This window comes from Pseudoalteromonas sp. SR41-8 (assembly GCF_014163915.1).
In the GTDB taxonomy this organism is placed as follows: domain Bacteria; phylum Pseudomonadota; class Gammaproteobacteria; order Enterobacterales; family Alteromonadaceae; genus Pseudoalteromonas; species Pseudoalteromonas rhizosphaerae.
On record NZ_JACJEE010000018.1, the window covers coordinates 77,590 to 90,610 of the forward strand.

Sequence of the window (13,021 nt, forward strand, 5' to 3'; positions counted from 1 at the left end):
CATAGCTTTTTTAAAAATGGTTATTACCAGCCATATACTTTTTAGGAAGCTATAAAACAACGATAAACTTTTTATCTGTATGCAACTGTTTGAGAGGCTTATTTTACTTGGTAACATGCAAATTGACACAAAATTTTCACTTCCATTTTTGTAGCAAAACCTTTAGCCTTAGGGTACTAACAGCAAAAATATAAACTTATTAATAACGGAGCAGTAACATGGCGGAGCAACAAGTACAGCCTTTACACAATGAAAAGCATGCCAACACTAAAATTCAAAACGGCATCAATGTAGAATTTTTAAAAACTCAACACTTAGTGCCTGTCGTTGCACATGAGTTCGCGCGTGTAGCAAATGAGTTTCCAATGTCTTTCGTAAAAAATAACGAGACTGGTCAATTTCAAGCTGTAGCTATGTTTGGTTTAGAGCCTGGCGAAAACCTTTTTGTAAAAGACGGTAAGTGGACTGCAGCGTTTGCTCCTATGGCAACAACACGCTACCCACTGGGTCTAGTTAAACACCCACAAGAAGATCAATACGGTATTGTGATTGACGAAGCAAGCCCATTAGTGGGTGAAACTGAAGGAAATGCATTATTTGAAAACGGTGAAGAGACAGATTACTTAAAACGTCGTAAAGAAGCACTTGTATCATTTATTGAGTTTTCTCATGTAACTGAAGCATTCACAAAATATCTTGCTGATAAAGAGCTTTTAGTAGCGCAAACACTAACAGTTGATATTAAAGGCGAGAAAAAAGACATCAATGGTATTTATCTTATTGATGAGAAAAAGCTTAACGAGTTAAGCGACGAAGACTTTTTAGAGCTTCGTAAGCGTGGTTATTTAGCGCCTATTTTCTCTTTCTTAACGTCTACGCATCAAGTAGCACGTTTAGCTCGTTTGAAAGCGCAACAAGCGTAATTTAAACGAAATATTAAAAAGCGCCTTTGGGCGCTTTTTTTATGTCTTTTATCTGGTTAGGGTTGTAATTTAGCGCCAATTTATTCACATTGGTTATACTTATTTCCAACACAAGCTACCTGTATGAACAAGTCACTTTTTAGCGCTTTAGTTAGTGCGTGCTGTATAACGTTTAGCCCATTAGCCATAAGCGCTAGTACACCTTTGGCTATCGCTATTCACGGTGGGGCGGGCACGATTGAAAAAAGCCGTTTTACTCCAGAGCAAGAAAAAGCTTATCGCTCTAAACTCAAAGAGGCGGTAGAAACTGGCTATAAAGTACTTGAGCAAGGTGGCGAAAGCCTAGATGCAGTAACCGCTGCAATCAATGTATTAGAAAACTCGCCATACTTTAATGCCGGTCGAGGTGCGGTATATACCTATGACGGCGGCCATGAATTAGATGCGTCAATTATGGATGGTCGTGATCGTCAAGCGGGCGCTGTTGCGGGTGTTAAACATATTGAAAACCCGATTAATTTAGCGCGCTTGGTGATGGAAGAATCGGTTCATGTCATGCTCAGTGGTCAAGGTGCTGAAGAGTTTGCCAAAGAGCAGGGCGTTCCATTGGTCGAAAATAACTTATTTGATACGGATAACCGTTATAAAGCGTTATTAAAAGCAAAAGAAAAACTAGATAAAGCCAAAGCTACCAGTAAAGATTATCAAGCTGCGCATCAGGCGTTACCCGTCAATTATAAAATGGGCACTGTGGGTGCTGTTGCACTTGATAAAAATGGTAACTTGGCGGCAGGTACTTCAACGGGTGGGATGACTGCAAAGCGTTTTGGTCGCATTGGTGATGCCCCTGTAATTGGTGCAGGTACATTTGCTGAAAATGCGTCATGTGCGGTATCTGCCACTGGCCACGGCGAGTATTTCATTCGTTATAACGTCGCGGCTGATATTTGCGCACGAGTTAAATATCAAAGTAAGACTATTACACAAGCGGGTGATGAAGTGATTAATAGTGTGCTAAAGCCCATTGGTGGTACTGGAGGAGTGATCATCGTTGATGGTAAAGGTAATATCAGTTTACCGTTTAATACTAGTGGTATGTATCGGGCCAGTAAATCGAATACGCAAGCGACCTACGTGGCAATTTTTAAAGACGAATAATACGATTATGCAAATGTACTACAGCCAGAAAATTATGCTGGCTGTATGTTAGTATTGAGGCGCTTTTTTTCATAATCGCTTTTGATTATTTCAAGTGCTTTGAGCACATCATCAGCGGCAACTTCATGTTGTTCAAGCAGCATTATTAAGTCTACGGCTAATTTTACGTGTGTAGGTGCTTGGGTTAACTCTTTACTCATGTCCGCCCTTTTTTTTCGCTATTTGGCTGATTGCTACATCAATGGCAATATTTACTCGTTCCTCCATATGGATCCGTTCGACCTGTGGTAAGTAAAACTCCATATCCACATCATAACGAATGTATCGGGCAGGTAGTTGGTTTAATACAGTACAGCAAAAATCAGCCATTACGTCTTCATTATAGTGCTTTTCAAGTTGTCGTTTAATGATTTCTTCAATCATAATTTTTTCATAGTAATTGTGTATGTCGTCATGTAATCGCACTGTGTTATCTACCTTGGTAGTATTAAGCTGTTTTTAGTTTATACCAAGTGCGGGTATAAATCGACAATCGCTTGAAAAAGCAGCTTATGAACCTCAACTAACTTTTGTGTATCTCGCTGATAACCGCCACCGAGCGCGCACATTAAAGGAATTGAGTGCTGTTTGCAGGTTGCTAAAACCAGCGAATCGCGTTGATATACACCCTCTAAACTAACATCAAAATAGCCTAATTCGTCTTGGCTACAAATATCAGCTCCGGCGTTATATAAAATAATATCAGGCTGATGAAGACGGATACAAAAAGCCAAGGCATTAGCGACTGTTTTTAAATATTCATTATCGCTGCAGCCAGTGTTGAGTGAGAAATCATAATCAGAATGCTGCTTTAAACGTGGAAAGTTTTGCTGACAATGAATCGAACAGCTAATCACTCCATCAAGAGAGCCACAAATTTCGGCTGTGCCATCACCTTGGTGTACATCACAATCAAAAATCAGCACCTTTGATGCTTGCTCAGTGTTAATGAGATGAGCGGCAGCAACCGCGAGGTCGTTGAAAATACAAAAACCACTGCCGTAAGCATTATAAGCATGATGATATCCGCCGCTGAGATTTACCGCCAGCTGCGTTTTTAAAGCGTATTCAGAGGCTTGAATACTTGCACCAACAGAAAATAAAGTGCGCTCTACCAGTTGATTTGACCATGGGAAACCCATTTTCTTTATTTCTTTGTCAGTTAACTGCCCGCTAATAAAGCGTTCAACATACTCATGGCTGTGGCAAAGCTGGAGCTGTTCATTAGTCGCTTTATTTGGGCTAATAAAGTCAGTAAAACCAAGCTCTGCAATTTCTTGTTTTAGCAATTTATATTTAGCGATTGGAAAACGATGTCGTAAAGGCAGTTCAAGCGCAGAGTATAGTGGATGATAAAAAACAGTCATAGCTAGCGTAATTGTTGTTTTTCAACTATTTGAATTTTTTCTTCGGTGGCAGATATTGCCTTACGGCAGCGACCAAGGCGGCCATGAAGAGCAAGGATCTCTAAATTAATGGCTTTTGCTTTTACAGGACCCACATTTTGCATTCTTAGCTTACATTCTTCAACCATTAGCACTAAGCGACGCTCGAACTCATGATTTTGTTTGAGTTCGTCATATAGCTCATGGGCGGGTTGCATAATTTGTTTTACAGCTTGTTGGTAAGGTGCCGATTTATTATAGGTTTTACTACGGGGTTTGTAAGTGCTTTTGTTTTCTTTTTCCCAAATAGGGGTTGATTTAATGACGTTAAATACGGCTTGCACCTGATTACCTATACGCTCTAAAGCATAATTATGAGCATGGCGACGCTCCAGTGGTGGAAGGCTATTAACTTCATCTTCAATTTCTAACACATAATCAACTAATTTCATGCTTTTAGTAGTAAACACACCTCGGTCAAATAAACTGGGTTGTGCCTGCATATAGCGGTTTTTAGCAAATAACTTGGCTTTATCAAATTGCTCAGCATGCTGCTTTAAGGTTGCAACTTGTTGGCAAAGCTTATCAAAAGAAGCTGTTCGCATTTTATAAATAAGCCTCGTAAATTAGTTTTAACGCTAAAATTATCACCACAGTATTAAAAACAGGACGAATAAACTTACTGCCAAACCGAATTGCTGAATGAGCTCCAAGCCAGGCTCCAAACATCAAAAAGAAGCCCATTGTGATGCCGAGTAAAAAGTTAACATGACCAAGCGCTACAAAAGTGATCAGTGATACAAAATTTGACACAAAATTCATTGAACGGGCTAAACCACAGTTTAGCAGTAAACTCATTTTGTAGAGTAAACTATTTGATGCAGTCCAAAAAGTCCCGGTCCCAGGGCCTGCCAAGCCATCAAAAAAGCCTAAGCTTAAGCCTTGTAGCCATTGTTTTATTTTAGTTGTTTTGTTCAATGGTGGTAATTGATCATGTTCTACCGTACTTAAACTGCCAAATAAGCTGTAGCAGGCTACCATAATGATAACAATAGGCAGTAGTTTGTTTAAAAATTCAATACTCAGGTAGTCAACAATAAGGGTACCAAGTAAAGCACCAATGGCGGTTGCTATAATTGACGCTGCCCAAAATTGAGGATTAAATAATTGCTTACGGAAGTAAGTAACACTTGCGGTGAGTGAGCCAAAGCTAGCGGCTAATTTGTTAGTGCCAAGTGTTAAATGGGGCGGCAATCCTGCTGTTAAAAGTGCTGGCACGGTTAACATGCCACCACCACCGGCTATTGCGTCTATAAAGCCTGCGGCAAGTGCCACTGCGCAAAGAAGTGCCCAGGTTGTTGGGTCTAGTGCAAGTTCAAACATTAATAATCTATTTGTCTTTTAAAGGGTGGTAATGTGTCAAGCATGGCTTTGCCATATCGCTTGGTCACTAAACGGCGATCTAGGATTGTAATGCGCCCTTGATCGTTCTCTTTACGCAGCAGTCTACCACAGCTTTGCACTAATTTCTTAGCCGCATCAGGCACCGTGATAGATAAAAACGGATTACCCCCTTTACTTTGTACAAATTCTGCTTGTGCCTCTTCAATGGGGGAGGTGGGTACCGCGAATGGAATTTTAGTGATCACTAAGTTCTCAAGGTATTTACCCGGTAAGTCGAGTCCTTCGGATAAGCTTTGTGTGCCAAATAAAATACTGCCTTTACCCGCATCTATATTCTTTGTATGTTGCTTTAACAGTGCTTCACGCGACATTTCACCTTGTACTAAAATGTCGAGGTTTTTAGCGCGCAAAGCTTTTACTACATGATCCATTTGCCAGTAAGACGCAAACAACACTAAATTAGCATGTTGCGTATTTAAGTGATCCGGCAATACTTTGGCCAGATGATCACTAAATTCTTTATCGGTCGGCTCGATGTGTGATGTTGGTATGTGCAAAGTGGCTTGATTAGGATAATCAAACGGAGAAGGTACTTTTAAGTATTTTACACCTGCTTCTTTAGTAAGACCGCTTTCGTAAGCAAAATGATCGAATGAACCAAGTGCAGTCAGGGTCGCTGAGCATAAAACCGCACCGGCACATTGTCGCCACAGTTTATCTTTTAAATAGTAGCCAACTTCAATAGGGCAATCGCTGAGTAGATGGTCGTGATGGTTTTTGTATTCTAAACGCTTTATCCAACGTGCATGTGGTGTGCCTTCACCCTTGGTGGCGTAGCTATACCAAAGTTTGTTTAGTTGCTCTAAACGATTAATGTAATGACCGCTTTCGCCTAAAATAGGATCGGCAACATAGGGTTTGATATCACCATCACTGACATCTTGTACTAAGGTATCGTGCATTTTATTTAAGCAGCGCAGAGCATCGAGGGTCGCCTCGCTGATATCTTTGGCTTTAGCGTGTAACGATTCAGGTATTTCACCATGTTCAAATCGGTATGTATCGTCTTTTGAATAGTTAAAATCGGCATTATCCAAAATATCGCGAACAACTTTTAAGTCTTTATTGGCATCATTAATACTGTCACAGAGCTTAAAATTTTGCCCAATGGCTTTTTGACCTACTAATACTTTGGCCATTTTGCCACTAAATTTAGTGAGTTTATCAAGCCAATCAATGGTGCCTTTAATCGTCGCTGCGGCAGATGAAAAGTCACGCGTAATATGAGCAAGATGATGAGCTTCATCAATAACGTAAATACTATTATCTGGCTCGGGCAAAATTTTCCCGCCACCTAAATCAAGATCAGCTAATAATAATGAATGGTTAATCACTAATACATCCATTTGCATCAAGCGTTGACGAGCAAGTTGAAAAGGGCAGGTTTGATGTGCTTTCATTTGTCTTTGACAAGCATGTTTATCGCAAGCAATTAATCCCCAAACGCGATCAGGGATAGTATCTGCCCAGCTGTCTCGATCGCCTTGCCACTTTTTATTGGTGTAAGCATCATAGAGTTGCTGCAAACATTTAGTTTCCATCGCACTTAATGGCGAAGTAAGGGTGGGCATAAAGTCCATTTGTGTTTGATTGTCACCATTAACCGCATTATGTAGCTTGTGAGCACATAGGTAGCGCTGGCGGCCTTTGACTAAATCAAACTTGAAATCAAGGCCTGAATATTTTTTAAAAAAGGGGAGTTCTTTACTTATTAATTGCTCTTGAAGGGCTACCGTTGCAGTAGAAATAATTAACTTCTTTTTTTGTGCAAGCGCCAGCGGTAATGCACCTAAACAATAAGCCAGCGATTTACCCGTACCAGTACCAGCTTCAATAACGCAGATCCGCTGTTTTTTGTGGTACTCGCCCGCCAGTGTTTTTGCAATTTCGGCTACTAAATAATTTTGGCTACTGCGAGGGCGATAATCACTGAGGTTATCGGCCACATGCTTGTGAATTTTTCTTATCGTTGTTTTTAATGCATCAGAAAGCATGGGTTAATAACCTAAAGTATGTATATAATCACAGTGCTGTATATTAATTGGGATCGAACATTGACACAAGCAATCTATCAAGGCTTTATACTTTCTAGGCAACAATATTCTGCTGATAAGTATAGCCGCCATAGCGGGATCACACTGTGCTATTGGCTAAGCTCTGATCACGGTCCAATAAAAGTGTTAGTGCCAAATCAACAAGCGGTATTTTTTATTTTAATAAAACAACGTGCTTTAGCTGCTCAGTTGTTATCAAAGCACAATATCAATGTCGAATTTAAAGACGTTGCGATTAAACACTTTAGTGGCGAACAATGCATCGCTTGCTATTTTTCAAGCTCACAAGCGTTATATCAAGCAAGGCAGCTTTTAGAAAACCAACCCCTAGAAAACCAGATCACAGTATATGAAGGTGATGTACGCCACAGCGATCGCTTTTTAATGGAGCGTTTTATTCGAGGTGGGGTGTGGGTGACAGGCGACGTTACTCAACAAGCTGGCTTTATCCAAATCGACAATGCCCAGCTAAAAGCAGCTGATTCGTATAAACCACGTTTTAAAACGCTGTCATTGGATATTGAGTGCAGTGGTGAAGGCGTGTTGTTTTCAGTTGGTTTAGTAGGTGAGGGGATTGATTGCGTTATTATGGTTGGCGAGCCACAACAGAGTGAACAGACTATTCATTGGTGCCATGATGAAATTGATTTGCTGACTCAATTACAACAGCTGGTACAACAAGCAGATCCTGACATTATTATTGGTTGGAACGTCATTGAATTTGATTTTAATGTACTTAATCGACGCGCGGATGCCCTTGGCGTTAAATTATTATTGGGTCGAGGTAATGGTCAATTACAGATCAGAGAAGGACATTTTACCCGTTTAACTCTGCCTGGGCGCTGTGTTATCGATGGCATAGATACGCTAAAAAATGCTACTTATCATTTTGATAGTTTCTCACTGGCTAATGTGAGCCATAAAATACTAGGCGAGAAAAAGTTAATCCAAAGCGATAACCGCTTGAGTGAAATTATTCGTCAATATAATGAAGATAAACTCTCGCTAGCGGCGTATAACCGTCAAGATTGTGTGTTAGTTAATCGTATATTTGCAAAGTTAAAACTCATTGAATTTGCTATTGTTCGCACGCAGTTAACAGGATTAGAGTTAGAACGAATGGGTGGCTCAGTGGCTGCTTTTACTAACTTATATTTACCGTTATTGCATCGAAGCGGTTATGTTGCACCGAATCTAGGCGATCATGGCTTATCGTTTGAAAGCCCTGGTGGTTTTGTGATGGAGTCAATTCCTGGGCTTTATAAAAATGTTATCGTGTTGGATTTTAAAAGCTTGTATCCATCGATTATGCAAACGTTTTGTATTGATCCGCTTGGGTTAATTCGCGGCTTAGAGGAGCCTGATAACGCGATTGCAGGTTTTAAAGACGCTTTTTTTTCTCGCACTGAGCATCACCTTCCTAATTTAATAAAAAAGTTAGCCTCATCAAGGCAACATGCAAAAAACACTGCTCAGCCCATGCTATCGCAAGCTATAAAAATCATCATGAACAGTTTATATGGGGTGTTAGGTTCAAAGGGGTGTCGTTTTTACGATCCACGCTTATCAAGCTCTATTACTTTGCGTGGTCATGAAATAATGCAAACTAGCAGACTGTGGATCGAAGAGCTTGGTTATACTGTTATTTATGGTGACACCGATTCAACATTTGTGAGCCTACCAGATGAACTTGATTCAGATAACTGCAAAGAAATTGGCAAGCAATTAGCGAATACTATTAATGAAAAATGGCAGCAAACAATAAAACAGCGCTTTGCGACACAAAGTTATTTAGAAATAGAATTCGAAACACTTTATAGCCCATTCTTTATGCCGACTATCCGTGGCAAAACCACCGGCTCAAAAAAACGTTATGTTGGCCAGGTACAATGCGAAGATAAAAAAGAGCTAATTTTCAAAGGCATGGAAACCGTGCGAAGTGACTGGACAGAATTAGCGCATGAATTTCAAACCAAACTGTTTGAAACTTTATTCAGCGACAGTTTTACTGTTGAAATGTTAACACCGATTATTGAAAGTTACATTACGCGTTTGTATGCTGGGGAATTTGACGACAAACTCGTATACAGAAAAAAACTCGGCCAACACTTGGCTGATTATCAAAAAAACATCCCTCCTCAAGTCCAAGCTGTCAAAAAATACCAAGCAACTCACCCTGAGTTTGTCATTAATAAAGGCCAAATTGTTGAATATGTGTACACCCATATTGGTGCAGAGCTCTATGCAAACATGCAGCAAACCCAGACAAGTCAAAAATATGACTATGCAATTTATGTAGAAAAACAACTCAAACCAATCGCACAAATGATCCTGCTTCCCTTTAATAAAGATTTTAACTCGTCTAATAAAATACAATTACAACTCCTTTAGATAGTTCCAAATATGGGTATTATTGAGCTGTTTTTGTTGCTAAAAAGTATACATAGGAAAGTGTTTTAAATATCACTGTTGCTATTTTAGTCGTTTTAGTACCTTTTTTCAGTATGTTATCGATTTTACCCCACATTTAAATTAAATTAATGTGAACAAATGTTGGCATCTTGGTTTTTTTTGTTTACTATCATTGTGCAGTTGCAACATTAAGTGTTGCGATAGTTTACAAAAACTAAATAAAAATAACCCACAATATAGTGGTCCAGGGAGAATCAAATGTTAAATAATAAAGTTTCAAAGGCAGTTCGCTTAGCGATCGCTTTTGGTGCAGCATCAACAGCTGCATTTTCAGCAACTTCATTCGCAGCAGAAGAAGAAGGTGTTGATAAAGTAGAACGTATCCAAGTTACTGGTTCTCGTATTAAACGAACCGATTTAGAAAGTGCTAGTCCTGTACTTGTACTAGACCGTTCAGATATTGCTGCAAGTGGCCAGATCAGTATCGGTAATATCTTACAGCAAATCCCTGCCGCAGGTGCTGCATTGAATACTGCATTTAATAATGGCGGTAATGGTTCAACTAACATGGATTTGCGTAACCTAGGCGCACAGCGTCTATTGGTTTTAGTGAATGGCAAACGTTGGATATCATCTTTAGGTTCAACAGTTGATTTAAATACCATTCCAGCAGCATCAATTGAACGTGTTGAAGTTGTTAAAGATGGCGCATCAGCGATTTACGGTTCAGATGCGATAGCTGGTGTTGTGAACATCATCACACGTAAAGATTTTGAAGGTGCAGAGCTTTCAGTTTATGGTGGTGAAAACTTAAAATATAACGATGGCCGTCAATATTCAGCTGATTTAACAATTGGTACCACCTCTGATAAAGGTGGCTTGATGATGAACCTTAGCCACGTTACTCAAGCTGAAATTTGGGCTGGTGATCGTGATATCTCATCAATGGGTAACAGTTCAACAACAGAAAAAGGCCGTCTTCGTTTAACATCTAGTGCTATTTCAGATTCACTTCGAAATGATTTGCTAGCTCAAGGTTATACTGAAAATAACGCTGGAAAATCTAATGCTGGCTTCGATTTAGTTCCAAATGGTGCTGGTTCAGGTGTAGGCATTGATTCATTCAGAGATCGCAGTGGTGATGTGTATAACTATGCACCAGAAAACTATTTGTCGACTCCACAAGTACGTAATAGTATGTACGTACAAGCTTTTTATGACCTTTCTGATGATCTTAGAGTAGTATCTGATTTCATGATGACAAACCGTGAGTCATCTCAGTTATTAGCTGCAATGCCACTTACTATTGGTGCGTCTTTTGGTGCATCTGCAAGTAAAGTAGATATTCATGCAAATAATATCTATAACCCTTTCGGTGAAACTTTATATGGTGATGGCGCACGTTCTGGTGTTGACGGATATGTACCTTATGCAGGTCAACGTCGATTTGTAGAAGCGGGTAATCGTATTTACAAACAAAATGATACAACATACCGCGCAATGGTTGGTTTAGAGGGTAATGTTGGCGATACATCTTGGGTTTGGGATGCATCATATATATACGGTAAAAATAGCCAAGACGTATTAACAACAGGTCTATTAAATTTAACGCGTATTAATCAGGCACTTGGTGATAACTGTAACGCATCAACGTCATGTGTACCGCTTAACTTATTTGGTGGTGCTGGTTCAATTACACCGGAAATGGTTGATTTCGTAACGTTTGATAGCGTATCGCGTGAAGGTTTAGAGCTAAAAGATTATACAGTAAACTTTGCGGGTGATGCATTTGAATTACCAGCTGGTGTAGTTGGTATGGCTATCGGTTTAGAGCGTCGTGAAGAGACTGGTTATGATACTCCAGATCCACTAACGCAAAGTGGTGAAACGTCAGGTAACCAACGTGATGCTACTTCTGGTGGTTTCCGCTTAGACGAGGCATATGTTGAGCTATCAATTCCTGTTCTTGAAGGCTTAACTATTTCACCAGCAATTCGATTCTCAGATCACAGTGCATATGGTAGCAACTCTACTGCTAAAGTGGGTGTAGAATACCGTCCAATCGACGACATTTTACTTCGTGGTACATGGGCTGAAGGTTATAGAGCTCCTTCAATTTCGGATTTATATGCAGGTAATGCTGATTCATATCCAACACTAACAGATCCATGTAATTCAGTTGAGGGTGCAGTTCCTAACCTTCCAGGTTGTGCTGGTGTACCAGATGGTTATGCACAAGCAAATACTCAAATTCGTATTACAAATGTATCATCGCCAGATCTTAAGCCGGAAGAGTCAGAATCAAAAACATTTGGTATTGTTTATAACCCAAGTTATGTTGATGGTTTAGAATTCACAATCGATTATTATGATATTGAAGTTACAAACTCAATCGGTCGTTATGGTGCTTCAAGACTTCTGAATGAATGTTCAACAGGCGATAATGCTCAGTCTTGTGATTATATTGATCGCGATGCAAACGGTAATGTTGTTGATTTACGTAACTTCCTACAAAATTCAGGTTCATACAACGTAGAAGGTATTGACTTCTTTACAGCCTATAAATTTGATACTGAATACGGTAGCTTTAAAACGTCACTAGACTTGTCATATGTGATGACGAATGAATTTGATGGTGAAGATCAAGTTGGGATTCAGTATGGTGATGCTGGTTACCCTGAATATAAAGGTACATTTGCAGTTGATTGGTCGATGGGTGATTTTGACGCTCATTGGCAAACTCGTTATGTAGATCGTTTACAGAACTATTACGATGTTTTATATGGTGCTGAAAACTACCCAGGTATGGCAGCGGAGATCGGTTCTTACTTTGTACATGATGTTTCAGTAGGCTACGCATTAGATGCTTATAATACTAAGTTAACACTAGGTATTGAGAATTTATTCGCTAAAGAACCATCACCAGAATATAGCAATAACGATATAGCTATCTCTACAAACAACTTCTCAGTTACTGAGTATGATGTAAATATGGATCGCTTTGTATATTTACGAGCAACTATTAAATTTTAATGCATTATTAATAATTTAATTTAATTTAAAGCCACTCTAGAGTGGCTTTTTTTATGAGGTAAAAAATGGTTGAGTTAAAAAATATAAGTGAAAAGCTGGAGAGTATACAAGAAGAGTATATGAAAAATAAAAGGGTCATGCTCTCAGACGTATGGACAGATGAAAGTGCATCACTTTTGCACGAAGCGATCGAAAATAAGACGAGTTTTCTAAATGCTTTTGCTATAGATGGTAAATATATTCAATCTTCAGATCGTGAATTAGGGAGTATGACTACAGAAGAAAAAAGAGAACTCCAAAGGACAATCTATAAAGATGCTTCAAATGGAATTGGCTTTTTTTATGGGCGACATAATATCAATAAAAATACAGAATTTTCTTTATATAAAGCTCTTTTTAATTATCTGAATTCAGATGTTTGCCTTAATTTTATTCGACAGATCACTGGTAATGAAAATGTAATTAGTGCAAGTGTACAAGTAACACGCTATATATCAGGTAATTTTTTAACAAGGCATAATGATGTGCTACCTAGTGAAGGTAGAGCTATTGC

11 protein-coding genes are annotated in these 13,021 nt (G+C 39.2%); 5 read left to right on the top strand and 6 right to left on the bottom strand.

All coding sequences use genetic code 11. From position 1 onward, the window contains the following. Positions 1-218 precede the first annotated feature (218 nt). Together H5162_RS13355 and H5162_RS13360 are read left to right on the top strand one after the other, a co-directional pair. Positions 219-923 (top strand): SapC family protein, encoded by a 705-nt coding sequence (locus tag H5162_RS13355; RefSeq protein ID WP_145240973.1) that lies wholly within the window; start codon positions 219-221, stop codon positions 921-923. 123 nt (positions 924-1,046) lie between these two features. Then, complete coding sequence (locus H5162_RS13360; protein WP_145240971.1) at positions 1,047-2,081, top strand: isoaspartyl peptidase/L-asparaginase family protein; 1,035 nt, start codon at positions 1,047-1,049, stop codon at positions 2,079-2,081. Positions 2,082-2,113: 32 nt separating this feature from the next. Here H5162_RS13360 and H5162_RS13365 read toward each other — a convergent pair whose 3' ends face one another. From H5162_RS13365 to dinG, 6 genes are read right to left on the bottom strand one after another with little or no spacing between them, the layout of a single operon-like run. Then, positions 2,114-2,281, bottom strand: a complete 168-nt coding sequence (locus H5162_RS13365; protein WP_145240969.1) for a DUF2496 domain-containing protein — start codon at positions 2,279-2,281, stop codon at positions 2,114-2,116. After that, complete coding sequence (locus H5162_RS13370; RefSeq protein ID WP_145240967.1) at positions 2,274-2,546, bottom strand: late competence development ComFB family protein; 273 nt, start codon at positions 2,544-2,546, stop codon at positions 2,274-2,276. The genes H5162_RS13365 and H5162_RS13370 overlap by 8 nt, the downstream gene beginning before the upstream one ends. A 38-nt stretch (positions 2,547-2,584) precedes the next feature. Next, entirely contained in the window at positions 2,585-3,487 is a 903-nt protein-coding gene (locus tag H5162_RS13375) for a histone deacetylase (RefSeq protein ID WP_182778755.1), read from the bottom strand. 2 nt (positions 3,488-3,489) lie between these two features. Continuing rightward, a complete protein-coding gene (locus H5162_RS13380; RefSeq protein ID WP_182718407.1) occupies positions 3,490-4,110 on the bottom strand; it encodes a primosomal replication protein in 621 nt (206 codons plus the stop codon). A gap of 1 nt (position 4,111) precedes the next feature. After that, positions 4,112-4,888: a TSUP family transporter gene (locus tag H5162_RS13385; RefSeq protein WP_182718406.1), complete on the bottom strand. Its 777-nt coding sequence runs from the start codon at positions 4,886-4,888 to the stop codon at positions 4,112-4,114. Continuing rightward, positions 4,888-6,963, bottom strand: coding sequence for an ATP-dependent DNA helicase DinG (gene dinG, locus H5162_RS13390; protein WP_182760144.1), 2,076 nt, complete (start codon positions 6,961-6,963; stop codon positions 4,888-4,890). Before dinG ends, H5162_RS13385 begins: the two co-directional genes overlap by 1 nt. A 60-nt stretch (positions 6,964-7,023) precedes the next feature. Between dinG and H5162_RS13395 the strand changes: the two genes are divergently transcribed. From H5162_RS13395 to H5162_RS13405, 3 genes are all read left to right on the top strand, one after another. Beyond that, positions 7,024-9,414, top strand: a complete 2,391-nt coding sequence (locus H5162_RS13395) for a DNA polymerase II (RefSeq protein WP_182778757.1) — start codon at positions 7,024-7,026, stop codon at positions 9,412-9,414. 279 nt (positions 9,415-9,693) lie between these two features. Continuing rightward, positions 9,694-12,468, top strand: a complete 2,775-nt coding sequence (locus H5162_RS13400; RefSeq protein ID WP_182732449.1) for a TonB-dependent siderophore receptor — start codon at positions 9,694-9,696, stop codon at positions 12,466-12,468. Positions 12,469-12,533: 65 nt separating this feature from the next. Beyond that, a partial coding sequence (locus tag H5162_RS13405) for a proline hydroxylase (protein WP_182760142.1) occupies positions 12,534-13,021 on the top strand: 488 nt, incomplete at its 3' end.

Bases quoted from the DNA above. Each gene is read 5' to 3' on its own strand.
- H5162_RS13375 (WP_182778755.1), bottom strand. From the start codon at position 3,487: ATGACTGTTTTTTATCATCCACTATACTCTGCGCTTGAACTGCCTTTA.
- H5162_RS13400 (WP_182732449.1), top strand. From the start codon at position 9,694: ATGTTAAATAATAAAGTTTCAAAGGCAGTTCGCTTAGCGATCGCTTTT.
- H5162_RS13380 (WP_182718407.1), bottom strand. From the start codon at position 4,110: ATGCGAACAGCTTCTTTTGATAAGCTTTGCCAACAAGTTGCAACCTTA.
- H5162_RS13385 (WP_182718406.1), bottom strand. From the start codon at position 4,888: ATGTTTGAACTTGCACTAGACCCAACAACCTGGGCACTTCTTTGCGCA.
- H5162_RS13355 (WP_145240973.1), top strand. From the start codon at position 219: ATGGCGGAGCAACAAGTACAGCCTTTACACAATGAAAAGCATGCCAAC.
- dinG (WP_182760144.1), bottom strand. From the start codon at position 6,963: ATGCTTTCTGATGCATTAAAAACAACGATAAGAAAAATTCACAAGCAT.
- H5162_RS13365 (WP_145240969.1), bottom strand. From the start codon at position 2,281: ATGAGTAAAGAGTTAACCCAAGCACCTACACACGTAAAATTAGCCGTA.
- H5162_RS13360 (WP_145240971.1), top strand. From the start codon at position 1,047: ATGAACAAGTCACTTTTTAGCGCTTTAGTTAGTGCGTGCTGTATAACG.